We start from the raw sequence: 25,172 nt of genomic DNA on the forward strand, positions 1-25,172 counted from the left end.
AATGAGTGCAACATTATAAAATGTAGTGATGTCAGTCGCCGAATTCTGTGAGCAAAAATGATTTCAATGTTTGCAATCCCCAATTGTGATACTGTAAAAAAAGCACGAACGTTCCTGGAGAAAAATAACATTGATTATGAGTTTATCGATTTCAAAAAAAATCCCCCGAAAGCAGCACAAATAAAAGCATGGGCTGATTACTTGGGCGAACTTCCCATCAATAAAAAAGGAACGACGTACCGAAAATATAAAGACCATTATGAAGCATTGAGTATGTCGGAAAAAATAGATTTTATTATCGAAAATGCATCGCTCATTAAGAGACCTGTTTTAGTCGAAAATGGCAAAACAATTGCCTTGGGTTTTAATGAAGAACAATATAATGAATTATTTACGAATTCCTGAGGTATGATTCCAATCTGTCCTTAAAAAGATAATTAATGAAAGTAAGGCGCAAAATAATTCCGGATTTTGACGGCTAAAAATCACTGGGAAATCCTGGTTGCGAGCTACACGTACTGCACCTAATTAAAGTCCTAATAGAGAGCCAATAGTGTCCATAATCAATTAAGATGCTCGTTGATTTCTAAAAATGTACCTTGTTTTTTGTCAGAGATTTCTCTTTACGAATTTATTCATCTGAAAAATAAGTATTATATAATTTTATGTATGTATTATCTTTTTCTATTGCTTTTAATACATCATTAATACGATCGATTAATGCTTGATTCTTGGGTGATGCCAGAATTACTATGCCATCTCCAACTTCATCTACATCGCCTAATGGCCTAAATTGATTACCCCCTTCATGAGTCCAATAATTTACTGATGAGCGATTGAGAAAGGCAGCCGATATGGTTTTATTGTGTATATCTGCCAAGACATCTTCAACATCTTCATAGAGTTTAATTTGAAATAGTTTTGGATAATGTTCTAGTAAATATTCATAAAACACCCCCCCATTGAGCGGGTTTTGCAAAATACCGACAGTTTTTCCTTGTAATCCGTTAATTGAATCAATTTGACTATTTTTCAAAACGAGAAACTGCCCCTTACTTAACATATAAGGCAAGCTGAAAATGAAATTAGTTTTTAGGTCATAAGATATCGGAATACCTCCCATTGCCAAGTCAACTTTACCCTCTTGTAGTTTTTTGTAGAGCTCATTTATTCCCATTGGAATAAAGTTACATTGTTCTTTTAAGCGCTGGCATAGCAATTGTGCCAAATCAATATCAAATCCATTTTTTGGAGAGAAAATGTAAGGTGGTTTAAATATAAGAGTTCCAATATTAATAGTGGCATAACCCATTGAAGAGATAAGAAGACCGAGCGCCATTAAAAAGGTTTTAATTGGCATTATTTTAACTCCTTTTAATAATTCACAGATCCATCCTTATATTTAAATATAATACCTAGAATATATAATAGTTAAAAAATATAAATATTTGTTTCAGGAAGGATTTTTCTTTTATCTATTCATCGTGGGTTTGTACACCTTTTTAGCCCGTTCATGGGACCAGCTATCGTGACCCCATTTGAGTTGATTTTAACACCGAGTACGTGTTGTTGACTGGGTGAGGGCGCAAGTCGTAACCCGGGTTATGCTGCATTTTACTCACCTTTATTTTCTTAAAGAGCCGCTGTGGCACTATAAGTGTGTGAATGAGGCGCAATTAGATAAGAAATGGCCTGCTTATCTAAGCTGTGATCTCTATTATAATTATAATCAACGTCCGGTCTTGCCAATGATTGAGTTAGTGACATTTTTAACTCGTTGTGTAAATGCTCAAATAGATGCTTATCAAATGTTAATAAATTTGTTACGTGCAGCTCCAGTACCAAAGCAACCCAAGGAGTAGCATGTGGAATAATTGCTTTTAAGATTTTTTGCAGTCTTTCCTTTTCGATGGGGCTATCTTTCTTAATCTGAGCGATGATTATTGCAAAATCTGCATGTCGTTCAAGTGGGGCATGGCAAATAATCGTTGCAAATTGTTCTGGAGATAGAACCCGGGCGGCCATTTCACAAAATGGTTCTTGAGTATTTCTAAAAATTTCCCAAAATTTATTTTCTTTCAGAGCACTTTCTAATTGCGATTTAGTTATATTCTCTAAAATAATCTTTAGCCTATTTTCTCTACAATCTATATTTGATTTACTGTTTAATGTTTTCGCATCGAGTAACCAAATGTGGTTTAGCAGATGTGTATATCTTGCTGCAGATGCGGCTTGTTCTACAAGCATTTTAATTCGATAATCGGGCAAGCTATCTAAATCTGCAATTATTCTTTCTGCATTTAACATAAATGTTGGGGCATTTAAATCGCGTATGAATGCATCAAAAGCCTCATCACTCCAATTCTTTCTTTGAACAGCGCTGCTCGCGTAGACTGGCTTGGTAGCCGTCGGCACTGGAGCCCATTTTCTTGCAGGATGGGGTGTTGGTATGCTATGCGATGTGTTTGATTGCGAGGCTTCATGCTGTTTTTCATGCGTTTGAAAATTAACTTGAATGTAATGGTCGACCAATTTTGTCAGTTCGAGCTTAAAGGATGGTGGATGCGCCATATGGCTTATCTGATCGATGAGCGACATTCTGATGCTCCCTGTAGCATAAGGCATAATTGAAACAAGTTTACCTAATAAGTATGGGCCGGGTTTGAGTTTCTTGATCATTGAGTTTAGCGTTTCATGCCGTGTGCTATTGGCTGCAAACAACTCCAATTGCTTACGCGTGAATGTATTCACTGCACTATCAGCAAAGGCGTCCTTATTTAATACGTTTAAGAAGTCGGGTGAGTCAAACGATGCTTTTAATTGTTCCTCAGAAAGAGCTTCGAGCATTATTGCAAATTTGCTTGCTTTATTTTCTCTTTTTGAGACTTCAAATTCAAATCCGTTAAATTGACGCCATAAATAATCCAGTTCAGTTGAACCAAACTTGCCGTTTTTTTTGTTGGCACTGAGTTTACTTACAAATAATTTAATGTCCTTGTTGCTCATCTGTTCCAAGCGATCCCAGAAATCATTTTTTGCAGAGGCTGGATTTTTGATTAAGGTAACTAGTGTTTCGATATAGAGTTCTTTTACTTTAGAGGAATCATCTTCTCTTTTAATTGGAGCTTGTGCCTCATCTTGAGCTATAAATTGATTAACTTTAACTAGGAATAGCTGAATTTTCGCAGAATCATTGGCCTCATGGGATGAAGTAGCTTGAGGTATCCCTGCTTTTATTTTTAACTCGGTTCGGGAAAAAAAGCGATCGGAAACAGTGCTTGGTTTGAGCGTTGGACTCGTGTCTTTGGTTTCTTCCGTGGCTTTTGAGATGACAATTGGAGCGTTATCCTCGACATGTAATTCAGTGGGTTTGCTTTTTACCAACGGTTTCTTTTGTTCGCCAGACTCTAGAACATTGGGTCTGAAACGTACTAATTCTATTCCGAGAAGAATTATATTTATAGAACCAAAGGAGGCTATTCTTATTCCTTCAAAACCTGATTCCAGTGGGTCTTTTCTATCAATAATTCCCTTTAACAAGCCGAAAATTCCTCCTAAAAGAGAAATGGGGGAGGTTAATATGAATCCGAAGATACCAAGCAAAATAAGCAAGAGACCGCCGATACGCTTTAAATAATAAGATATTACGGATTCGTTTAAAAAGTTAAGGAGCATATTTTAATTCCAATATTTGAAAGTTTAGGTGCCAAACTTAAACCGTTTGAGTTCATCTCTCACACGATGCGTTGCTTTTCGTCCTTCATAAATGGTTGCTTGGGGTCGATCGAATTTCCATCAAACCAATATGATGAATCTTAGGTGTAATCAGGACATAATTTCTAAGTCATTCAACGATGTGTATCGTTTGATATGAACATATAAGGTCTTCTCATTTCAATAGCCAGAATCTTTTGTCATTACTGAAAATGTAATTATGCTAGCGTCCACTCTTGGTCAAATTTTTTAATATCCAACGAAAAAAATCCCGAACAACTTGTCTAACAAGAGTATTCTTACTGATTGTTACCAATATAGAAGATTCTGAGCTTGCTGTTTTCTCTTGCCCAGGTGCAGATGAGGAATCCATAGCTGGGTTTTGTTTCTTTTCTGCCAGCATTTCTGATGCCGAATGCGGATTTTCTGCACGAGCATAGCGTTGATACAAATGAGATTTGCTTAGTATGTGCTGTGCTTCATCCTCAGTCAAGACACCCATTCTTGATTCTGGTGGTCGAATCAAACATTGAATTAGTGGGGTTGGCTGTCCTTCTGCATCAAGGGCACTTAAAAGCGCCTCACCAATACCCAGTGTAGTTAACATGTTCTCTGTATCATAATGAGTTGATGGCGGAAAGTTTTGGGCAACTAATTTCATTGCTTGCCGATCTTTTGCTGTAAATGCTCGTAGTGCATGTTGAATTTTTAATCCGAGCTGCCCCAAAACAGCCTCCGGGATATCGTTTGGAGTTTGAGTGCAAAAAATTAAGCCGACACCTTTAGAGCGAATTAATTTAACAATCGTGTCTAATGTATTTAATAAGGCTTTACTGGCATTTTTGAAAATAAGGTGCGCCTCATCAATAAATAAAACTAATTTGGGCTTATCAGGATCACCCAACTCGGGTAGTTGACGGTAAATATCAGTAAGTAATTTGAGCATAAATGTTGAAAACAGTTGTGGCCGATCTTGCATGTCCATTAAACGAACAATGGAGATAATTCCCTGGCCATTTTCGTCGCATTGTAATAAATCATCAATTTTAAACGCGGGTTCACCAAAGAAATCTGCGCCACCTTGGGATTCTAATTCAACAATTTTACGCATAATGGAGCCTATAGAGGCTGTAGCGACACTACCATAGCGAGATTCTATTTCTGAATTACCTTCTTTACTTTGTACATATTGCAATAAGGCTTTAAAATCTTGCAGATCAATAAGTGGCATGCCATTGTCTTTAGCATATTCAAAAAGAATAGTGACAACTCCCGCCTGGGTTTCATTGATTCCTAACATCCTTGAAAAAAGTAGTGCACCAAAATCAGAAACAATTGCACGTAAAGGAATTCCAGAGACCCTGCTTAGGGTAAATAATTCTACGGGATATCCGCGTGGATTAAACGATAATTGAAGCGATTTGCATCGTTTATCAATACCTGAATTGACCTCGCCTGGCATTGCCAAACCGGAAATATCCCCTTTAATATCCATGACCAGACAAGGAACCCCAGCCAAAGACAATTGCTCAGAAAGCACTTGCATGGTTTTGGTTTTCCCACTACCTGTAGCTCCAGCAATTAATCCATGGCGATTAAATGATTTGAGTACGAGATTAACGGGGGTATCTTTTAATAATTTATCTTGAACAAGAATACCTCCCATTTGTAAGGATGCGATACTTTTAGGTGTTTGATAAGGAGTGCTGAGATCGTCATACATAAAAACATCCTTGTTGCAGTTTCATATGAATTAATTATATGCATTAATTTAGATTATTGTTGGATCCAGGAGCAATCTTCATTTAGGGGGCAAATGAACACAATTAAAATGCACGGTAAATGAGTTTTAGGATAAGCTTTTAATAACTTCCCCTGTATATCTATATTTTATGTTAGATATTTCATTTTCTATTGTTAAATTAACTTTATAGATCGCATCATTAATTGCCTCTGTCATCAGCCCACATGTTTTTGTTTTATTATCCAATTCTGAATAGGCGGGATCCAAGGAAAGTTCTATAATTTGGTGAGTACCATTCACCTTTGCTTTAGCAAGTCCATTACTGGAAGAGCCTTCAACAACCAATGACTCTAATTCCTCCAATTTTGCGGCGATTTCTGCTTCCATCTGGATTCCTTTGGCCCTAATTACTTTCAAAGTACCGGCTCCAAGGCTTTTCAACATATCCTCATCGACTGTAAACATATTTGCGGATTTCATTATTCTACCTCCTATATAGGTATGCTTAATGTGTTAAATCAAAATTTATGCGAAGTTCTTTATAACTTGGGTCCTTCTGCGTTTGCGGGAATGTTTGTTTTTCCCAGCCCGTATTGTTCTAATACTTGAGGTACTGCAGTAGTCAACTGTTCTAATACCACTGAATTATTGCTAACACCTCGAGCAAAATTATCGAATGCTCGTACTGAAATTAGACCAATAATCGCCTGCATGGATTCTTTTGTATCTTCTGTTTTTGAACCTCGTTCAGCGATGACTTTGATGAGTTCCCCGCCGGCATAGATCGAGGCTGAATAGCAATTGGAGCGAAAAAGATTACACGATTGCTCATCACAAATCGCTTTATTTGTCCTCGCTATGACCTCTTTTATTTCCTGCCCCCGAATTACCACAAATTCTGAATGAGCAACATCCTCTTTATTAATTTTTCTTAATGCGATAGATGAGTGAAAAAAAGGAGATTTTTGTGTGATATCTGCAAAACCCTGTTTACGTGCAAAACCCACTTCAAACAGTTCATCATCGTTAATCGTATCTAAGTCATCACTGAGCATCTTTTCTGGTTGAACACGTACTTTGGGCGTTTGCCCTTTTTTTGCAAACATTTCTACTACAAAATCACTGCCAGCAAACAAATCAAAATGTTTCTCGTTATCTAGCTGGGTTCCTAATGACTTAAACCAGATAGAGCTCGAATGTATTTTGTGCTGTAGATGCTCCTTGGGGGTTTTTTCAGTATCTCGAACGTAACCGGGACTTTGCCTACCTAATATGAGCCAATTTTTTTGATCTGCATCGACAATATCAGAAGTATCATTGATCATAGTTTGCAATGCCGTCATGTCTTCCTGTAATTGTTTATACTTGTATGCATCATATGCAAGAAAAAGAGTACCAGCTCCAGCTGAGCCGATTAATTTGCCAGAATGTCGACTTATTAGTCCAAACATAATTATCTCCGCAATAATCCATTTTTAATGATGCTTTGTATTATTATAGATCACCATGGAATTTAATTTTGCATTGCGTGCTGTTGACGATAACTGATTACTGTGTTAAAGATACTAAATAAAGTACACTCTGTGTTGAATTGGCATTAAATGGAGTTGGAATTATGCGTGCAAAGTTAGCAAAGATAATAAGTCCTCAAGAATATACGAAGAATGGATCTGCATGGAGCCGGTATGCTATGTTTCAGATGAGAAATAAATCTCCAAAATTATTGACTAAAGATGAAGGGGCTCATGCAGAAAAAACAATTTCATTACGCCCTGAATCCATAGAGCCCGATAAAATGCGCTCATTGGATGATTCATCTAAAGGCGATACCTTTGAATTAATGTTTGCGACCAAACCCGGGCTACCGCTTCCTTACATGCCGATCAGCCATTCTGCTATTGCTTTAAAAAACAGTAAGGATGGTTCTTTTTCTATATATGGACGCCAAAGTCCGTGGGATTTCTCACAGTGGTTGCGAAATGGAGTAACATTTCATACCCAAAAAGATAATGAAAAAAAATACTTAAGTAAGGGATATAACTTTGTTGGCTATCCAACAGGAGTTTCTTTTAGCCAGCAAGAAATTAATAAATTTCTTGATTCTGCAGATCAACTCATTAATCAACAACAGATGTGCAACATGTATCGCTCCAATTGCTACTCTTACTCAACTACAGCATTAAGCTTTGCTATTGAAGCGTTATTGGAACGTCCTCATTTTGATGCCAAATCTATCAGTCGCATCATCGATGTTTTAGAAGAACATCCCTTGCAAGATCATTTTTCTATTGGCGTTCGGAATAATCCGGTTGTTGTTGATAAGCTCACATCGGTTCTTTCTGCGGTTCAAAAGAAAACGGCTTCTTTACAAGCTCCTTCACAAGCCGACAAGCAATTGCATGATAAGGCTGATCTTTTATATACGAAACTTAAAAATAGCAGTCAGGATGAGAGCAAATTGACGATGGGTTAATAGGTAAGTTCATTATTATTTTTGATAGAGTTTTAATCCTTTAAACCTGAGCGAATGTAGGATAGGAAACGATGCCGAACGCCGGATAGCTACATATAAAGATGACTTTTTGATTTTGGCAAATCGTTTATTGCATCAATCTAAATAATCTTATTCTAGGTTTTCTGAGCACCGATAATATTCCAATACTAAGGATAAAATTAATTATAGAAACGCGTCAACTTACGTACTGTTCGATAAGCAACTCTGAATAATGTATGAACTTTTCCTGTTTTTATTAGTTGTTTTCCCGAGATTAACTCCTCCAAGGCCTCTTCAGGAGCAACTCGTGTTCCTTTATCCCAACTAATGTACATTGGATAAAGCAATAAAGCCCCGGCAATTAATTCGTCTAGCTTTAGTTTTCGAGTGCGTCGAGGCGTACTCATCATGTCTGTTGTTAATCCCCAGCCTGCATAAAAGGGCAATCCATAACATGTAACGGCTTTACCTCTAAGAAGCGCTTCAAATCCAGCCAAGGAGGTCATGACATGTACTTCATCGATGTATTTTAATAGATGTTCTATCGATACATCATCAAGATATTCGTCACAATATTGATGCGTTTTATGCTCATCAATTCCTTTTGCTCGCAGACCCGCAACAATGTCTGGATGGGGTTTATATATTATCCATGCGTCAGGATTCTTTGCACGTACGGCTCGAAGCAATTCTATATTTGTTTTAATAACTCCAGTTCCAAATGCAATTGAAGCATCTGTTTCAACTTGGCCTGGAACCAGAATGATACGTTTTTCATTAGCAGGTGGTTTCCATGCTTGTCCCTTTAGATTATATTTTGTTACCCCATGTGCGACTATACGTTGATGAAAAGAAGCTGCGCGTTCCAATAATGGCTCTGTGAACGTGGAGTATTGTAAAATATTTTCTAAATCAGAGGTTTTGGTTCCATTATAATAGATTCCTTGGGTATCAATAACCCACGATAAAGGGCGTGTCAGAGCGGCACCTAGGCCAACCGAGCGTAGAAAGCCATCTTCCAGTCGAGCAACTGAAACATCCCCTCGTAGCTTAGGTGGAGTTGGGCGCGACCCCCAAAGCAAAAGGACGCTCCCAGGTTTAATGGAGCGTGTTCTCCGAACAAAGCGGACGGTATGAGCTGCTAGAAATCGTCGAATAATTGGTCTTTTCCAATATGGCATGCGCCAAGCATAAATCATTGAATGAGTGAGATTTTGCCTGCTGCTATGGATGTCCTTGGGACCCGTAGAAATAGCAAAAGCGGAACAATTATTAGGTATAGAGGGTACGATGTTCTGGTTCGCAATAGATTGTATAAGATGTTCTGAAATCAAAAAATGCTTCCTCCAGCTTGGTGCTTTATAGTCAGTTAATCGTTTTTTTTGTGCTTGTCTTAACCTGCTGTCTGGTTGTGCATAATTCGTAATGATGTTTATCCATTGCACAGTATCTAGGGGGTCAACATACTCGGGAATATTGTCGCCAATCTCTACTAGAGCAGGTGTTGTGCTGGCAATAACCGGAACACCGGCATTTAAAGCTTCAATCAATGGTAAGCCATATCCTTCAACAAATGAAGGAAATAAGAGCGCTTGAGCATGTTGCAAGCAAGACGATAACTCCTCATCGGAACATCGATTCCATTCAAAGACAAAGCCACGCAGTTTTGAGCAACGATCGAGCATACGAGTAATATGCTCACACTCCCATCCTCTCCGTCCAATAATAATCAGTTTGGGTGCCTTACTACCCAGTTGTTTAATTAAGTTTTGCCATACATAAAGTAACATAATATGATTTTTACGGGGTTCAATCGTACCAATCACAACAAAATAGGGTGAATCCATCGTTCGAGAATACAAACGTGATTGTGGCAAATCCACTCCAAGTGGCGCGATGCATACGGCAGGCAATTTTTTTTCCAGGGAGAGCGCAAACTTAAATAAAGCATTATATGTATCTTTAGAGTTTACAATAATGCCTTTCCCCAAGGTCAGTGCATGAATCATTCGTCGAGTATGTTTTTCCTTTTCACCTGCGCGGCAATACTCAGGATGGCTTATTGGAATTAAATCATGAATGAAAAAAATAGGCGTCAATCGTATTCTTTTAATCTCTTCGGCATAACGGGTTCGTTCTAAATCGCTATGTCCTAAAAGAAGTAAAATGCCATCATGTTTTTTCTCAAGAGAATGATGAATTGCAACTCGAGTAATAAAGGCATACAGGCTAATACGACTTAAATTGCCAGCTAACAACGAATGGAAAAGATATTTTGATTGTTGTTCAGATAAAATCCAAAGTCGCCCAAAATAATAAATAACTCCACGAGCAGAATCCTGATAATGTTTTAAATAGGCCAGCATCACCCGATCAATTCCAGTTGGTTTTAGTTGTTGAAGCTGTCTTCGAATTAAACGAGTAACGTCAATATAAAGCGAATAAGACATGTGTTTTAACCATACTAGATAATTCCAGCTTGCAAATGGTGAATGGAAATAACACCTAATGGATCAATTAAGGCTAAAGAAATAAGAGATTGCTTAATGAGGAAATTGCTTGTGCTTTGATTGCAATGACATCCAATGCCAATTGAGCAATGTGATCCATTGGTGCTGCTCTGTATCCTGCAATTAATGGCATTTATATCATGAACGAATATCAAGAGGAAGATTCCGCGATGCAATATTTATGATTAGGTTTCGTTAAGTTTATTCCAGAGTATGAGTTAGGTTCAGGTCATGTTTTAGTTGTTATTACTTGAGTTTTTTCTGTATATTACGTGCTTGTATTAGGGAAAACCAAATATGTATAAGAACAGTTGTAACTCTATTTTTCAAGGTAAGAACATATTATTACTTCAAGGACCAGTAGGACCTTTTTTTGCTCATTTGGCCGCAAGCTTGAAAGCTCAAGGAGCCCGAGTATATAAAATTAATTTCAATGCTGGTGATTGCTTTTTTTTCTTGTTTGGAGCAGTGACCTATAGGCAAAGTATCGAAGAATGGCCTTTATGGCTGGAAGATTTTTTACAACGTTTTGATATCGATATTATTTTTCAATATGGAGATTGTCGCCCTATTCATCGTATCGCGACAGAAATCGCTGCACGACACGGGATAGAAGTAGCAGTTTTTGAAGAGGGTTATATTAGACCTAATTTTGTTACTTTGGAGTATATGGGGGTGAATGCAAACTCTCATGCGATTACCCATTTTCATCCAACTGAGGAGCAATACCAAGAGTTTCAATATCAGGAACAACAAATAGGACGCGCATATTGGCAGATGGTCTGGTATGGCTTCTGCTATTTTACTGTAGGGGGGATAGGAAAGTTTCTTTTTAAAAATAATGTTCACCATAGACCACTTACAATTTTAGAGGCGGGGGTGTGGCTGCGTTCTGCGTGGAGAAAGTATTGGTATAAATGGCGAGAAGCGGATATTGAACAACAGTTATTGGGGGTATTACGTAAGCGCTATTTTTTAGTTCCGTTGCAAGTGTTTTCTGATTACCAGGTAACCGCTCACTCGGGGTTCAAAGAAGTTGAACAATTTATAGAGCTTATCATCGATTCTTTTGCCCAGGGATCAATGAACGATACCTTTCTCGTATTTAAACATCATCCTATGGACAGAGGATATGTAAATTACACCGATGTAATCAGGCGTTTGGCAATTAAAGCACAAATAAAAGAACGAGTGATGTACATTCATGATCAGCACTTACCTTCATTACTCGAGAATGCACTTGGAGTCGTAGTTATTAATAGTTCAGTTGGCATTTCTGCGTTACACCATAATGTACCTACCTTTGTGTGTGGTGATTGTTTTTACAATATTCCAGGGCTTACCTATCAAGGTACACTTGATGATTTTTGGATATCAGCATCGCATACGGCTGTGGATCGCGATTTATACAAAAAATTTCTTAATTTTATAATTACCAAAACCCAATTAAATGGCAGCTTTTATAAAAAGTTTAAAAAGGAGACATCATTTGCTGGATTGATTGTTCAAAAATATAATGCATTTTTTTTAAAAGTTGATAATAAGCAGAGCTAGTTTGGCTTGCATTTAATTGGCCTGTCATTGTTATTTTTAGCCAAGGACAGTAGAATGTCCCAATTATAATTTAAACAGTTTTTATCTGGAATCGAGCCTAACTAAAAGGAGTTAGTTTGAAGCAATTTAATCGATTATTATCTGTCAATGCATTACCCTGGAAATCATCTATTCAAAGCGCTTCTCTTTTTTTAACCAAAATAAATAAGTTATTCGTACTCACAGTCATTATTCCTACGTTATTGGCTATCTTTTATTTTGGCTTCCTTGCTTCAGATGTGTATGTGTCTGAGTCGCGTTTTATTGTGCGCAGAGCAGGGCAACCTCCAGTAAATTCTGGTTTATCTGCTTTATTGGCTTCTACTCCTCTTTCCAAGGCAGAAGATGCTGATTATAGTATTCATGATTATATATTGTCTCGTGATGCGTTGTCTGAACTGAACAAACGACTTAATTTGAAAACTCTTTATAGCGACGGAAATATTGATTTGTTTCATCGTTTTGCATTACTCGGATTGGATTCCAGTTTTGAATCACTTTATCGTTATTATAAAAATCGAATCCATATTGTCATTGATTCTTCCTCTTCCATTTCGACCTTGCAAGTGCGTGCTTTTACTGCCAAGGATGCATATCAAATCAATCAAAATTTGCTGGAATTGGCCGAACAATTTATTAATCGGTTTAATATTCAATCAAGAAAAGATTATGTTGATTTTGCAAAAGCAGAGGTGGATTTGGCGATTCAAAAAGCTAAAGAAGCCAGTCTTGCTTTGTCGGACTATCGAGGTTTGAAAGGTGTTTTTGATCCTAATCGTGAGTCTGCGATGAGGCTTCAGCATGTATCAAAGATGGAGGCCGAATTGATTGCAGCAAAAGGTCAATTAGCGCAAATTCAGAGTTTGGCACCGCATAACCCCCATATTTCTTCGCTGCGCAAAAATATTCAAACGCTACGGTTCTCAATCAATACTGAAAAAAGCAAGGTTACTGGAAATCTGACTTCGCTTACGAATAAATTGCGACGATATGAACGATTGGTTTTAGATAAAAAATTTGCCTATAAACAGCTTGTATTTGCTTTATCCACATTAAAAAAAGCGCAAATCGAAGCACAACGCAAGCAATTATATTTAGAGATGATTGCTCATCCTAATGAGCCTGATAATTCATTTGAACCTTATCGTATCAGGAATATTTTTTCGGTATTCATCTTGGGCCTTATTACTTGGGGAGTTATATCCCTTCTGATTGCAAATGTTAAAGAGCATCTGGAATAAATTTAATTGTTAGGATTATGAGTGTATGCATTGCAGTATTGATAAATATAAGATTAAACCATCTTACTTGGCGTTAGTTGTTCTCTCAATAATCTCTTCGGGTTGTACCATGATGTCGAGTGGGCCTAGTGCAAGAGTAGTCAAGCAAGCAGCTGAACCAGTAAATAGCGATGTTCAGTTGCTTGATATAACCCCGGACATTGCGCATCAATTAGCAATAAACAATAAAAGTTATTTATTTTCTGATGCATTTAAACAGAATCGCTCAAATCGCTATAGTGTGGGGCCTGGAGATGTGCTGGATTTTTCAATCTGGGAAATCCCCCCTGCAACATTGTTTACTACTCCTACAATTGTTGGTCTTTCTGGGAAGACATCAAATCCTATGAACTCATTGCCATCACAAGTGATTTCTCAGGAGGGGACAATCAGTTTTCCTTTTGCCGGCAAGATTCATGTTGCCGGGCTTAATGTACAACAAATTCAGGATAAAATAAGACGAGCATTACAAGGCAAGGCAAATAAACCCCAAGTGTTAGTTCGTCTCGCTAAAAATACTACCTCGGCGGTGACTATTGTAGGGGAGGTTGTTTCGAGTTTGCGCTTGCCATTAACTCCCAGTAAAGAGCGATTGCTGGATGCATTAGCTGCCGCAAAAGGTGTAAAACCCCCAGTGAATAAAACCATGATTCAAGTAACCCGGGGACAGAAAGTATACTCCTTACCACTGGATATTATCATTCGTGATCCCAAACAAAATATTGTATTGCAGGCTGGCGATGTAATTACCGCCTTATTTCAATCTAAAAGCTTTACTGTATTGGGTGCAACTGGGAAAAGTGAAGAAATTAATTTTGAAGCTCAAGGAATTAATTTAGCTCAAGCTTTAGGACGATCGGGCGGTCTTCAGGATCACCGAGCGGACATTAGTGGGGTGTTCGTTTTTCGTTTTGAACAGGCTTCAGCGATTCATTGGCCACGAAAACCTGGATTTATCACTCCGGATGGAAAAGTACCGGTTATTTATAGGCTGGATTTAAAAAATCCACGTAGTTTTTTTGTGGCTCAAAGTTTCCCGATTAAGGATCATGATATTCTTTATGTATCCAATGCTCCGGTTGCGGAACTGCAAAAATTCCTTGGAGTATTAGCGACAGCTACAGCACCACTGAATCCATTTTTATATGCAACCACCATAGCGGCTTCTTAAAAGAGCAGCCGTTTAAACTTGAGCTGAAATTCTTTGGATTCCAGGAGACGAGCTCGTAATCGCTCAAATGAACCATATGATTTTTTCATTTTTTTCAGCTCATTCGGTTCAGGATCGCGAGCAAGAATGAGGTTAAATGCAAGAGTAATATCCTCTTCCTGGGGCGTAATAGAACGAAGCGTGTCTGAAAACACATCGAACTTATCGTGAAATAATTGATTTTTAAATTCCTCGGAAGAAAATAAGCATTTTCTTAATTTTTCTACGGTGTCACAGGCCGATTGTTGAAATTGGATCGCAAATTCATTTTCGGGCTCGCGTCCGAGTATAAAACGATAAGCAGCAATGACATGCTCTCTGGTTGGGGCATTGATTCGTGTTGATTGATAAAAATCGTATGCATCATTTATTTTATCGAAGGAATAGAGTCGGCCTTTGCTGAGGACAGCTGCTGATTCACAATGTGTTTTTATATAAGTTGGATCATGAGACACAATTACAAGCGCACGGTCTTTTCTTTTTTCAAATAATTCTTCATAACACTTTTTGTGAAATCGGTCATCGCCTACAGCAATCACTTCATCAATTAAGAAACAATCAAACTCCACGGCCATTGAAATGGCGAAACTCAAACGCGCTCGCATTCCAGATGAATAGGATTTAATGGGCTCATGAAAATAGATACCCAGCTCGGCAAAATCATTTACAAATTCGATTTTGTCGATCATGAGTTGTTTCTTAATACCATAAATTCTGCATATAAAACGAAGACAATCGAGTCCTGTTTGATTGTCTTGAAATGCATCACCAAAAGCGAGAGGCCATGAAACACTCATACCCCGGTGTATTTTTCCTGAACTTGGCTGTTCGGCGCCACTAATGAGACGAATCAAGGTCGACTTCCCAGAACCATTGCGTCCTAAAATCCCTATTTTTTGACCTTGGTCAATGGTTAAATTAATCTTATCAAGAACGGTACGTACGCCTTGGCGAATAGGATAAACCTTGCTGAGATTATGGATATGAATCATTCTGAACCTATGCGTCTACTCGCGTCTTTTACCATGGCAAGACTCAATAGACTTAAGACCAAGCAAAAAGAAGACAGATATTGAATTGAATAATGAGTATGAACCGTGGTTCCAAAAAATCCTTCACGCACTAATTCAACGCCATGAATCATCGGCAACCATAAAACAATTTCCTGTGCTTTTTGGGGCAGCCAGTCGACCATGAATGCTGCACCAGACATTGGAAAAAGTAAGTACGCTACGGTATGCCATAATCGTTCAACCGTTTCAAAGTGTTCGCTAATCGCACCAATCATCAATGCCAGGGCAACAGCAAACCACATAAGTAATAACCAACCGAATAAAATTGTTAAAATATTATCCGGGAAATCCATTAACCCCATGCTGATAAATGCTATGGATAAAATCAAAAAGGACATCGTCACGCTACTAATTTCAAGGGTTATGCGTGCTAAAAACAAGTGCAGCACTTTAATGTAACGGTGATGCAACAAACTGCGATTTGAACGTACCGCCATGGTGCATCGAGTTACTGTATTTCGCCACACAAGAACCGATGAATATCCGGTGAGCGCGAAGGCCGTAATGGGTAAACTGGAGCCGTGAGTGAGCCTCGTTAATGTCCATAAAGTAGTTACCCCCAAGGTGAATAACATCGGCTCTACGATGATCCATAGAAAGCCTATATTGTGTCGGCCATAGCGAATTAAGATTTCTCGCATAAGCAGCGCGCCTATTACCCGAGCTTGTATTTTGAGTAAGGAGTCCTTTTCCAGCGACATAAAAAATCCTATTTATTTAATGGCGTTTTCTAAATGATAAATAGAGAAAATCGAATTGGGATAGAGTCTTTATCTTTGAGCTAGAACAATTGTTATTTATAATTGAAAAAGTATAATTGATTCACAAAAACAGGACAAGACTTATACCTTTAAGCCCCATTGAAACGGCTTATACGTATAAGTGGAAGAGGTCAATTTAACTGCTTGGCATTGAATTAAGGATTTTTATGAGCTTCGTGTCTTTCGCACAAAATTTTGAAGACGTCATGTTGTGGCGAGCACTAAAGCATGTGCAGAACGGATTTTATATTGATATTGGTGCTCAGCATCCAGTCATAGATTCTGTTAGTAAAGCGTTTTACGATAAGGGATGGCATGGTATTCACATTGAACCTGTTCCTGAATTTGTCGCGCTTTTGCGAAATGCGCGACCCGACGAAACAGTTTTGCAGATCGCATTATCTGACCATAATGGATTACTTGACTTTCATATTATTCCCGGAACAGGCTTAAGTACAGCTATCGACTGGATAGCAGAGTCTCACTTCAATGAATTAGGATTTCACTCTCAGAAAGTGCAGGTGCCTACACTCACATTGCAATCAGCTATGAGTACTTTAGTTGAGAATGATGTTCATTGGATGAAAATTGATGTTGAGGGATTTGAAAAACAAGTTCTGAGCGGTTGGGATTATACGAGCTTACGTCCCTGGATAATAGTAATTGAAGCGACAGTTCCCCATTCATCTAAAATAAATTTTGCCCATTGGGAGCCGTTGCTTATTGCAGCCGACTACCTATTTGCTTATTTTGATGGACTCAACCGTTTTTATGTTGCCAAAGAACACCCTGAACTCATGGATGCTTTTATTAGTCCGCCTAATATCTTTGATCAATGGCAGCTCACTGAGAATTCATCGCTTTGTCATGAATTGGTGTCTGCTTATAAAGTAAAAATTAATACTTTGTTGGAGCAAACAACAAACGAACTTAATTTCGCAAAGGAATATCAGGCACAACTACAAAACCATACTCAAAGTTTACAGCAGGAAAAGGATGCTTTAGTCCAGGAGATAGGAATACAAAAAGAATACCTGGCCCACCATCAAGTATTCGTTCAAAATTTGCAAAACGAATTAAATAGCGTTAATCAAAAATTAGGTTCTTTAAACGAAGAGCTTATCGCAACAAAAGAACATCATAGGGAAGAACAAGTACGTGCTCAGAATTTACAAAGTGAAGTAAATAGGGCCAACCAAAAATTAGGTGCCCTGAGTGATGGGCTCATAGCCGAAAAAGAATATCGTAGAAAAGAGCAAGCACATACTCAAAACTTACAAAATGAATTAAATAGCGCCAACCAAAAATTAGCTTCTTTAAGTGATGAGCTTATTGAGGAAAAAGAACAGCGTAGAAAAGAACAAGCACATATTCAAAAATTACAAAATGAATTAAATAGTGCCAACCAAAAATTAGACTCCTTAAATGATGAGCTTATTGAGGAAAAAGAACGTCGTAGAAAAGAACAGAAACATATTCAGACTTCGCAGCAAAATCATATGGCTCATGTTTCAACAAAAAATCCAACCCACATCAAATCGCTTTTGTATCGTCAAGGAGAGGATTTTATTTACCATGCTTATCTTTATGGATTGAATAGAGAACCTGATCCGGAAGGAATGCAGTATTTTCTTGAACAACTTGTTGCAGGACGCGATAAAATATTGATATTAAGAGATTTAATAAACTCTCCTGAAGGACGAAGTAAAAAAACTCGAGTCAAGGGATTCAATAAGGCTTGGTTCTTTTATAAAAGACGAAATTGGCCTGTGATTGGACCATATTTCAGAACAGTTTATGAAAAGCAAAATAGTAAAATCAGGCAACAGATATTGTTCCCAAACAATACGAGTAAAGTGGAGTTTGAATTAGATCATTTATCGGAACATGAGCGTCATGTTTTTTATCAATTTAAAAAATGCCTTGACGTTGGTGCTTGCTAAAAATAAGCGTCAAAAGATTAACTTTGCCAAATCATTTGAACCAGATGTTAATAAAGGATTGCACTATGTTAGAAAATACCTCCTGTTGGAAAACGGAGTTGACAGAAAATCAAATTTATTTGGGGTATACATTTGAAGATTTAAAACGACTTGAAAAATATCAGATACAATCAGAAGAGGAAAAAGGATTTTATACAGACTATTTTGGCATTAAAACCGATTTATCTTTTTTTTCTATTAATAATACACACCATGACCAATCTATTGGTAGACTCCCTTTTCCTTGCGATACACTTCATGCTGAGGCTCTTGAGTATATTGGCACCATCAAGGCAGTAGAATCTGCTAGAAATCGATTCGTATGCATCGAATTGGGTGCAGGCTATGGTCCTTGGTTGGTATTTGCCGCAAAAATTGCGCAACAAAATGGAATAAATGACATTACTCTTATCGGTGTAGAGGCAGATAAAGAACGCCTTGCGCTGATGAGAGCCCATTTTATTAAAAATGGGCTTCCTATCTCCGAACATGATGAAATTAAAATTGAAAACCAGATCACTACACTTTGCATTTATGGTGGAGTTACTGAAAGTAATGGGCCTTTATTTTATGGAGCTAGTGGAATTGGTGATTGGGGCGGGGCTGTCTCGAATGATTCCTCTGCAATGGATTATCGTGGATATGAGCTCGCCAAGAGTCGGGTTCCATCTTATACAATAGAAGACATATTAAATGATTTGAACCAAGTTGATTATGTCCATATGGATATTCAAGGTGGTGAATTTAAATCACTAAAACATTCAATTGAATCAATAAATAAAAAAGTTCGTTTTATGCTTATAGCAACCCATAGTCGAAAAATCGAAGGGGAGCTACTGGAGCTTTTCATCCAAAATAAGTGGACTTTACTTCATGAAAAACCGTGTAAATTTGATTTCAATCCAAAACTTTCTAATCTAACGGGCATGACAACCTTGGATGGGATTCAGGTCTGGTTCAACGCAAATTTATAAGAATATAGTGACATTTTAAATTGAGCAAACCAATCTGTACTCGAGTTTTCTAATTTATTTTTAAATTAAAAATCCATTTGGATTGCATTGAAGGAGTTGTTATATGCGTATTGTCTTGGATCTTCAAGGCGCTCAAACACCCAATACTCGTTTTCGTGGTATTGGCCGTTATGTACTTTCCCTCGCCTTGGCGATTGCCAGAAATCGTGGAGAGCACGAAATTTTTATTGCTCTTAATGGGCAGTTTCCAGAAAGTATTGAACCGATACGAGCTGCATTTGATGGAATATTGCCACAGGAGCATATTCGTGTGTGGTACAGTGCAAATGAAAATGATTGGTCTCATCAAACAGCTGAGCTGATACACGAAGCATTTCTTGCTCATCTAAAACCCGATATCGTCCTTATCGGCAGTTTTTTCGAAGGATCAAATGGCGGTGGTGTCGCCACGAGTATCGGCAGACTAAGCAAAATCATACCCGTAGCTGTCGTGATGCATGATTTAATTCCTCTGGTGTATGCAGATCATTACCTACACGATTCAAAAACAAAAAAGTGGTACTTTAAAAAACTTGAGTCTTTGGGACAAGCTGACTTACTGCTATCTAATTCAGAGCACTCAAGACAGGAAGCGTTAAACTATTTAAGTTTTCCTGAAGACAAAATTGTTAATATTTCTTCCGCTGTGGATGATTATTTTAAACCCATAAAGGTAAATAATGCAGAGAGTTTAAGGAAACGATATGGATTAACCCGTCCATTTGTTTTATATACTGGCGGAATTGATTTCCGCAAGAACATTGATGGATTAATTCGCGCTTATGCGAAATTACCACTCGATGTTCGTAATCAGCATCAATTGGTGATTGTGTGTTCTATAACACGTACCGAAAAGAAAAGCCTTCTTTCGTTGGCGGCCTCACGTGGTTTGGCGGCTCAGGAATTAATACTTCCCGGATTTATACCCAACGTCGATCTGCTGGGTTTGTATAATTTATGCAAAGTTTTTGTATTTCCTTCTTTGCATGAGGGATTTGGTTTGCCAGTTCTTGAGGCAATGTCGTGTGGTCAAGCTGTCATTGGATCGAATAAGAGCAGTATCCCGGAAGTGATTGGCCGGGAGGATAATCTATTTGATCCTCGCGATGATAAGTCAATAACAAAAATGCTCTTCAAGGTATTAATGGACGATAATTTTCGGCTTGAACTGAAGCGCTTCTCACTTGAGCAGGCTAAATTATTTTCCTGGGATATCAGTGCTCGTAAGGCAATAAATGCTTTGGTGGCTTGGGATAGTGAACGAAAGAAACAAGGAAGAACCTCACTAAGTACGAGCAAACGACTCAAGCTGGCTTATGTTTCTCCACTGCCTCCAGAACATAGTGGGATAAGTTATTATAGTGCGGAACTTTTACCTTCGCTGAGTCGGTTTTATGAAATCGAGGTTGTTGTAGCACAAGATGACGTTTGTGATTCATGGATTACTGCCAATCATCCGGTTCGTTCGATTAAATGGTTTCAAAACAATGGGGGCAATTATTACGATCGGGTTATTTATCATTTTGGCAATTCTGTTTTCCATCAGCATATGTTTGAGTTATGCAAACAAATACCTGGCGTTATTGTGTTACATGATTTTTTCCTCTCCGGCATTACTGACCATATGGCTTTTCATGGTAAATCAAAAAATTTATTCAATTTAGAGTTATATTATTCGCATGGATATAAAGGATGCCTGGATAATACGAAGGCGCATGATGAAGCATTGTCTAAATATCCATGTAATTTGCGAATTCTACACGATGCAAAAGGCGTTATTGTCCATTCAGAGTATTCGCGGTATTTAGCTAATCATTTTTATGGGGCAAATGCAGCAAAAGATTGGTTTGTTGTCCCGCTTTTAAGAAAACAAGCTGAGTCCATGAACAAGCTTGATGCTAGAAAACAGTTAGGACTAAATCCTGATGCATTTATCGTGTGTAGCTTTGGAATATTGGGTCCTAATAAAGCTAACCATAGGTTATTAGAGGCTTGGTTGGCTTCTGAACTTGCACGCGATACACATTGCAAACTAATCTTCGTAGGAAAAAATGATCCTAAAAGTATTTATGGGGAACAGTTGTTAACCACGATTAATGCCGGTTCGGGAAAAAATATCACTATTACTGGATGGTGTGATGAGCCAACATATCGATGTTATTTAGCGGCAGCAGATACAGCAGTACAACTGAGGAAAAATTCTCGTGGAGAAACATCAGCCGCTGTGTTGGATTGTATGAATTATGGTCTTCCTACTATTATCAATGCACATGGAAGTCTTAGGGAGTTGCCAGATAATTGTGTGTGGAAGTTACCAGAAGATTTTACTGATCACCAATTGAAAGAATCGCTCGAACTTCTATGGAACGATAAAAATCGTCGGCTAGAACTAGGCGACTTGGCACAACAGCATATAAGATCTCAGCACGCTCCTTATGATTGTGCGCAGAAATATTATCATTCCATTGAAAAAATTTATGATATAGCTTCAGCTGATATTTTTTCATTAGGTAAGTCAGTAGCTCAACTCAAGTCTTATTCTCCAAATACCGACGATTTAATAAGGTTAGCCAGAGATGTGGCTCAATCTATTCCCAAATCAATTCCTATCCGACAATTTTTTATTGATATATCCATGCTCATTGTTGAGGATGTGAAATCAGGGATTCAACGAGTGACGCGAAGTATTTTAAAAAGATTATTGGAGTCACCACCATCAGGTTATAGAGTAGAACCCGTTTATGCTTCTGAGCGTCATACCTACCGGTATGCTCGTAAATTCACGCTTAATTTATTATCTTGTTCTGCTGAGGGTTTTGAAGACACCCCCATTGATGCATTTGCCGGAGATATTTTTTTAGGTTTGGATTTATGTCCGAGTATTGTACCTAGACATGAAGAATATTTGCTGAATCTTCGTCGCAAGGGAGTTTCTATTTATTTTGTTATTCATGATTTACTGCCCATATTAATGCCGCAAATGTTTACTCCTGAAACGGAGAAAAGGCACCATTCCTGGATGAAAACAATTTCAATGTTTGATGGTGGATTATGTGTATCTCAAGCAGTGGCTGATAATGTTTTTGACTATTTAAAGGGCTTTAAAACAGAGCACTCTCGTCCCTTCAAAATTGGTTATTTTCACCATGGGGCCGATATTGAAAATTCTTTACCAACTCATGGGATCAATCGTGATGAGGAGCGGATTCTTCAACAATTGAAACGAGATCCTACCTTTATTATGGTTGGAACTGTTGAACCACGAAAAGGTCATAAACAGGTGCTAAACGCATTTGAATTATTGTGGTCACAAGGGCATCGGATTAATTTGGTTATTATAGGAAAGAGGGGATGGAATGTAGAAAAACTAGTCCAAAAATTGCAAACACACCCGCAATTATTTAAAAATTTATTCTGGCCAGAACAGGTTAGTGATGAGTATTTAGAACAGCTTTACGCCTCTTCCTCCTGCTTGCTGGCTGCGAGCGAAGGTGAGGGGTTTGGTTTGCCTCTAATTGAAGCAGCAAAGTATAAACTTCCCGTCATAGCAAGGGATATTAAGGTTTTTCGTGAAGTAGCTGGCAATCATGCTACCTATTTTAATTCCAATAATCCCTCTGGTCTTGCAGAGGTGATTTGTGTTTGGCTTGAAGGCTTTAAAGAAAATAAACACATCTTATCTAACGATATGCCCTGGCTTACGTGGGAACAGAGTACCCGACAGCTGCTTGATGTACTCTTCAAAAATAAGTGGTATACCCAATTGACATCAAATCAAAATAAGCTCGATTGGAGTCAATTTTTAGCAGTGAATGAAGATCTCTTAGAGCAGGAGGAGCAATGCAACTAACTAAATCCCCTAAAATTGCAATGATCACCGGGATAACAGGTCAGGATGGTGCGTACCTCGCTGAATTATTATTAGAAAAAAAATACGTGGTCTATGGTGCTTATCGCCGCTCTAGTGCGACTAATTTTTGGCGAATTAAAGAGTTAGGTATCGATAAACATCCGAATTTACATTTGGTTGAATTTGATTTAACTGATTTGAGTTCAATTATCGGTGTACTTAAGAAAAGCCAGGCGACAGAAGTTTATAACTTGGCAGCACAGAGCTTCGTCACTTCTTCTTTTGAACAACCGATGATGACTTCTTCAATTACAGCACTTGGTGCTTTAAATATTTTAGAAGCAATTCGTATTGTGAATCCGATGATTCGTTTTTACCAGGCAAGTACTTCGGAGATGTTTGGAAAAGTGCAAACTGTGCCGCAAACTGAATTAACGCCCTTTTATCCTCGTAGTCCTTACGGGGTTGCTAAATTATACGCCCATTGGATGACTGTTAACTATCGTGAAAGTTACAATCTGTTTGCGTGTAGTGGCATCCTGTTTAATCACGAATCTCCCCTGCGAGGCAGTGAATTTATTACGAGAAAAATAACCAACGGTATTGCAAAAATCAGATTGTGCCTGCTCGATGTCTTGGAAATAGGAAACCTGGATGCGAAACGAGATTGGGGCTTTGCCAGAGAATATGTAGAAGGCATGTGGCGTATGTTGCAAGCAGAAGAACCTGATACTTATGTATTGGCAACTCAGCGAACTGAAAGTGTTCGAGATTTCGTAAATCTGGCTGCACAAGCAGCGGATTTTGATCTTGTTTGGGAGGGAAGTGGCTCTAATGAAATAGCTGTTGATCAACGCACTGGAAAAACTATAGTGCAAGTGAATCCTCAATTCTATCGGCCAGCAGAAGTAGATTTGCTGATTGGTGATGCCTCCAAAGCAAAAAAATGCTTGGGATGGGAGCCTAAAATAACTTTAGAACATTTATGTCAAATGATGTTCGAAGCGGATCTTGAACGAAATAAGCGTGGGGTAGCTCTATAATGAAGAAGGTTATTATTACCGGCGCTTCAGGGTTTACCGGTTATTATCTTTCTCTGGAACTGATGCGTGCAGGAATGAACGTAATCGGTCTTTGCCAACGCCTGCCGCTCCATCCTATCCCGCAAGTGAGTTATTTCTCATGCGATCTTTTAAATAAAGAGGAGCTCGACAAGATCATTAAAGAAATAGAGCCTGAAGTGGTTGTTCATTTGGCGGCAATTTCTTTTATAGGACAGAATAATGCGGAAACAATGTACCGGACAAATATCATCGGTACCCGGAATTTATTAGAATCTTTATCCCAACTATCAAAATGTCCGCATAACATTCTCTTGGCCAGTAGCGGGAATATTTATGGAAATACGGATCGTGAGTTCATTGATGAAACCGTACCTGCCGCACCAGTCAATGATTATTCCGTGAGCAAATTATCTATGGAACACATGGCAAGACTCTGGATGAGCGAGCTTCCGATTACCATTGTGCGTCCATTTAATTATACGGGGGTGGAACAGTCATCTCTATTTCTGGTGCCAAAATTAGTAACGCATTATTCACAACGTGCCGATTTTTTGGAATTAGGCAATTTAAACATCGTGCGGGATTTCTCTGACGTACGTGATGTCGTACGCGCATATCGACGGCTCATTGAAGTGGGTGGTGTTGCCAATGAAGTTGTTAATATTTGTACGGGGAAAGGGTATTCTTTGCAGCAGCTTCTCTCCATGCTGAGCAAATTAACGGGGCATACCCCGGAAATTCGAATTAATCCTTCATTTGTTCGCAGTCATGAAATAAAGAATTTAGTTGGATGTAAACAAAAACTCGAGCAAATTATAGGTCCTTTTTCTCACTTTTCTTTAGAAGATACTTTAAATTGGATGTTAAATGCTTAACTTTTAAGT

Annotated in this window: 18 protein-coding genes; 10 read left to right on the forward strand and 8 right to left on the reverse strand. The window is 38.2% G+C overall.

Annotated features, from left to right (window positions below; translation table 11 throughout):
- Window positions 1-57 precede the first annotated feature (57 nt).
- Entirely contained in the window at window positions 58-405 is a 348-nt protein-coding gene (locus DGG96_RS11790; protein WP_110142861.1) for an arsenate reductase family protein, read from the forward strand.
- Between the two features lie 226 nt (window positions 406-631).
- Here DGG96_RS11790 and DGG96_RS11795 read toward each other — a convergent pair whose 3' ends face one another.
- The 5 genes from DGG96_RS11795 to DGG96_RS11815 all read right to left on the reverse strand — a co-directional run bounded on the left by DGG96_RS11795 (window position 632) and on the right by DGG96_RS11815 (window position 6,909).
- On the reverse strand, window positions 632-1,360 hold the full coding sequence (locus DGG96_RS11795) for a transporter substrate-binding domain-containing protein (protein WP_110142862.1): 729 nt from the start codon (window positions 1,358-1,360) through the stop codon (window positions 632-634).
- A 272-nt stretch (window positions 1,361-1,632) separates the two neighbouring features.
- A complete protein-coding gene (locus DGG96_RS11800; protein WP_110142863.1) occupies window positions 1,633-3,675 on the reverse strand; it encodes a hypothetical protein in 2,043 nt (680 codons plus the stop codon).
- A 262-nt stretch (window positions 3,676-3,937) separates the two neighbouring features.
- The gene (locus tag DGG96_RS11805) at window positions 3,938-5,437 is read right to left on the reverse strand and encodes a helicase HerA-like domain-containing protein (RefSeq protein WP_110142864.1); all 1,500 of its coding nucleotides are present in this window, start codon (window positions 5,435-5,437) and stop codon (window positions 3,938-3,940) included.
- Window positions 5,438-5,563: 126 nt separating this feature from the next.
- Entirely contained in the window at window positions 5,564-5,938 is a 375-nt protein-coding gene (locus DGG96_RS11810; RefSeq protein ID WP_110142865.1) for a YbaB/EbfC family nucleoid-associated protein, read from the reverse strand.
- Window positions 5,939-5,997: 59 nt separating this feature from the next.
- Complete coding sequence (locus DGG96_RS11815; RefSeq protein ID WP_110142866.1) at window positions 5,998-6,909, reverse strand: hypothetical protein; 912 nt, start codon at window positions 6,907-6,909, stop codon at window positions 5,998-6,000.
- A gap of 164 nt (window positions 6,910-7,073) precedes the next feature.
- Here DGG96_RS11815 and DGG96_RS11820 point away from each other — a divergent pair, with 164 nt between their 5' ends.
- A complete protein-coding gene (locus tag DGG96_RS11820) occupies window positions 7,074-7,931 on the forward strand; it encodes a hypothetical protein (protein ID WP_110142867.1) in 858 nt (285 codons plus the stop codon).
- A gap of 200 nt (window positions 7,932-8,131) precedes the next feature.
- On the opposite strand, the gene DGG96_RS11825 is transcribed toward DGG96_RS11820, so the two are convergent.
- Window positions 8,132-10,402: a capsular polysaccharide export protein, LipB/KpsS family gene (locus DGG96_RS11825; RefSeq protein WP_110142868.1), complete on the reverse strand. Its 2,271-nt coding sequence runs from the start codon at window positions 10,400-10,402 to the stop codon at window positions 8,132-8,134.
- Between the two features lie 357 nt (window positions 10,403-10,759).
- Here DGG96_RS11825 and DGG96_RS11830 point away from each other — a divergent pair, with 357 nt between their 5' ends.
- The 3 genes from DGG96_RS11830 (at window position 10,760) to DGG96_RS11840 (ending at window position 14,506) form a co-directional block, all read left to right on the forward strand.
- Window positions 10,760-12,016 carry a capsule biosynthesis protein gene (locus DGG96_RS11830; protein WP_110142869.1) on the forward strand — a complete coding sequence of 419 codons (1,257 nt, stop codon included), beginning with the start codon at window positions 10,760-10,762 and terminating at the stop codon, window positions 12,014-12,016.
- 116 nt (window positions 12,017-12,132) lie between these two features.
- Window positions 12,133-13,296, forward strand: coding sequence for a KpsE/RkpR family capsule polysaccharide export protein (locus DGG96_RS11835; RefSeq protein ID WP_199739237.1), 1,164 nt, complete (start codon window positions 12,133-12,135; stop codon window positions 13,294-13,296).
- Between the two features lie 25 nt (window positions 13,297-13,321).
- Window positions 13,322-14,506, forward strand: a complete 1,185-nt coding sequence (locus DGG96_RS11840) for a polysaccharide biosynthesis/export family protein (protein ID WP_110142870.1) — start codon at window positions 13,322-13,324, stop codon at window positions 14,504-14,506.
- Here the strand turns inward: DGG96_RS11840 and DGG96_RS11845 are convergent.
- Both DGG96_RS11845 and DGG96_RS11850 read right to left on the reverse strand, forming a co-directional pair.
- Window positions 14,503-15,537 carry an ABC transporter ATP-binding protein gene (locus DGG96_RS11845; protein WP_110142871.1) on the reverse strand — a complete coding sequence of 345 codons (1,035 nt, stop codon included), beginning with the start codon at window positions 15,535-15,537 and terminating at the stop codon, window positions 14,503-14,505. The genes DGG96_RS11840 and DGG96_RS11845 overlap by 4 nt on opposite strands.
- Window positions 15,534-16,319, reverse strand: coding sequence for an ABC transporter permease (locus DGG96_RS11850; RefSeq protein WP_110142872.1), 786 nt, complete (start codon window positions 16,317-16,319; stop codon window positions 15,534-15,536). Before DGG96_RS11850 ends, DGG96_RS11845 begins: the two co-directional genes overlap by 4 nt.
- A gap of 227 nt (window positions 16,320-16,546) precedes the next feature.
- On the opposite strand from DGG96_RS11850, the gene DGG96_RS11855 reads away from it, so the two are divergent.
- The 5 genes from DGG96_RS11855 to DGG96_RS11875 all read left to right on the forward strand — a co-directional run bounded on the left by DGG96_RS11855 (window position 16,547) and on the right by DGG96_RS11875 (window position 25,163).
- A complete protein-coding gene (locus tag DGG96_RS11855; RefSeq protein WP_110142873.1) occupies window positions 16,547-18,322 on the forward strand; it encodes an FkbM family methyltransferase in 1,776 nt (591 codons plus the stop codon).
- A gap of 65 nt (window positions 18,323-18,387) precedes the next feature.
- Window positions 18,388-19,335, forward strand: coding sequence for an FkbM family methyltransferase (locus DGG96_RS11860; RefSeq protein WP_158618882.1), 948 nt, complete (start codon window positions 18,388-18,390; stop codon window positions 19,333-19,335).
- Between the two features lie 103 nt (window positions 19,336-19,438).
- Window positions 19,439-23,224 (forward strand): glycosyltransferase, encoded by a 3,786-nt coding sequence (locus tag DGG96_RS11865; protein WP_110142875.1) that lies wholly within the window; start codon window positions 19,439-19,441, stop codon window positions 23,222-23,224.
- The gene (gmd, locus tag DGG96_RS11870) at window positions 23,215-24,267 is read left to right on the forward strand and encodes a GDP-mannose 4,6-dehydratase (RefSeq protein ID WP_110142876.1); all 1,053 of its coding nucleotides are present in this window, start codon (window positions 23,215-23,217) and stop codon (window positions 24,265-24,267) included. The genes DGG96_RS11865 and gmd overlap by 10 nt, the downstream gene beginning before the upstream one ends.
- The gene (locus DGG96_RS11875; RefSeq protein ID WP_110142877.1) at window positions 24,267-25,163 is read left to right on the forward strand and encodes a GDP-mannose 4,6-dehydratase; all 897 of its coding nucleotides are present in this window, start codon (window positions 24,267-24,269) and stop codon (window positions 25,161-25,163) included. Before gmd ends, DGG96_RS11875 begins: the two co-directional genes overlap by 1 nt.
- Window positions 25,164-25,172 lie beyond the last annotated feature (9 nt).

Source organism: Legionella qingyii (genome assembly GCF_003184185.1).

Excerpts from the sequence above, each read along its gene's own strand:
- DGG96_RS11790 (WP_110142861.1), top strand. The coding sequence starts at position 58 with ATGATTTCAATGTTTGCAATCCCCAATTGTGATACTGTAAAAAAAGCA.
- DGG96_RS11795 (WP_110142862.1), bottom strand. The coding sequence starts at position 1,360 with ATGCCAATTAAAACCTTTTTAATGGCGCTCGGTCTTCTTATCTCTTCA.
- DGG96_RS11800 (WP_110142863.1), bottom strand. The coding sequence starts at position 3,675 with ATGCTCCTTAACTTTTTAAACGAATCCGTAATATCTTATTATTTAAAG.
- DGG96_RS11805 (WP_110142864.1), bottom strand. The coding sequence starts at position 5,437 with ATGTATGACGATCTCAGCACTCCTTATCAAACACCTAAAAGTATCGCA.
- DGG96_RS11810 (WP_110142865.1), bottom strand. The coding sequence starts at position 5,938 with ATGAAATCCGCAAATATGTTTACAGTCGATGAGGATATGTTGAAAAGC.
- DGG96_RS11815 (WP_110142866.1), bottom strand. The coding sequence starts at position 6,909 with ATGTTTGGACTAATAAGTCGACATTCTGGCAAATTAATCGGCTCAGCT.
- DGG96_RS11820 (WP_110142867.1), top strand. The coding sequence starts at position 7,074 with ATGCGTGCAAAGTTAGCAAAGATAATAAGTCCTCAAGAATATACGAAG.
- DGG96_RS11825 (WP_110142868.1), bottom strand. The coding sequence starts at position 10,402 with ATGTCTTATTCGCTTTATATTGACGTTACTCGTTTAATTCGAAGACAG.
- DGG96_RS11830 (WP_110142869.1), top strand. The coding sequence starts at position 10,760 with ATGTATAAGAACAGTTGTAACTCTATTTTTCAAGGTAAGAACATATTA.
- DGG96_RS11840 (WP_110142870.1), top strand. The coding sequence starts at position 13,322 with ATGCATTGCAGTATTGATAAATATAAGATTAAACCATCTTACTTGGCG.
- DGG96_RS11845 (WP_110142871.1), bottom strand. The coding sequence starts at position 15,537 with ATGATTCATATCCATAATCTCAGCAAGGTTTATCCTATTCGCCAAGGC.
- DGG96_RS11850 (WP_110142872.1), bottom strand. The coding sequence starts at position 16,319 with ATGTCGCTGGAAAAGGACTCCTTACTCAAAATACAAGCTCGGGTAATA.
- DGG96_RS11855 (WP_110142873.1), top strand. The coding sequence starts at position 16,547 with ATGAGCTTCGTGTCTTTCGCACAAAATTTTGAAGACGTCATGTTGTGG.
- DGG96_RS11860 (WP_158618882.1), top strand. The coding sequence starts at position 18,388 with ATGTTAGAAAATACCTCCTGTTGGAAAACGGAGTTGACAGAAAATCAA.
- DGG96_RS11865 (WP_110142875.1), top strand. The coding sequence starts at position 19,439 with ATGCGTATTGTCTTGGATCTTCAAGGCGCTCAAACACCCAATACTCGT.
- gmd (WP_110142876.1), top strand. The coding sequence starts at position 23,215 with ATGCAACTAACTAAATCCCCTAAAATTGCAATGATCACCGGGATAACA.
- DGG96_RS11875 (WP_110142877.1), top strand. The coding sequence starts at position 24,267 with ATGAAGAAGGTTATTATTACCGGCGCTTCAGGGTTTACCGGTTATTAT.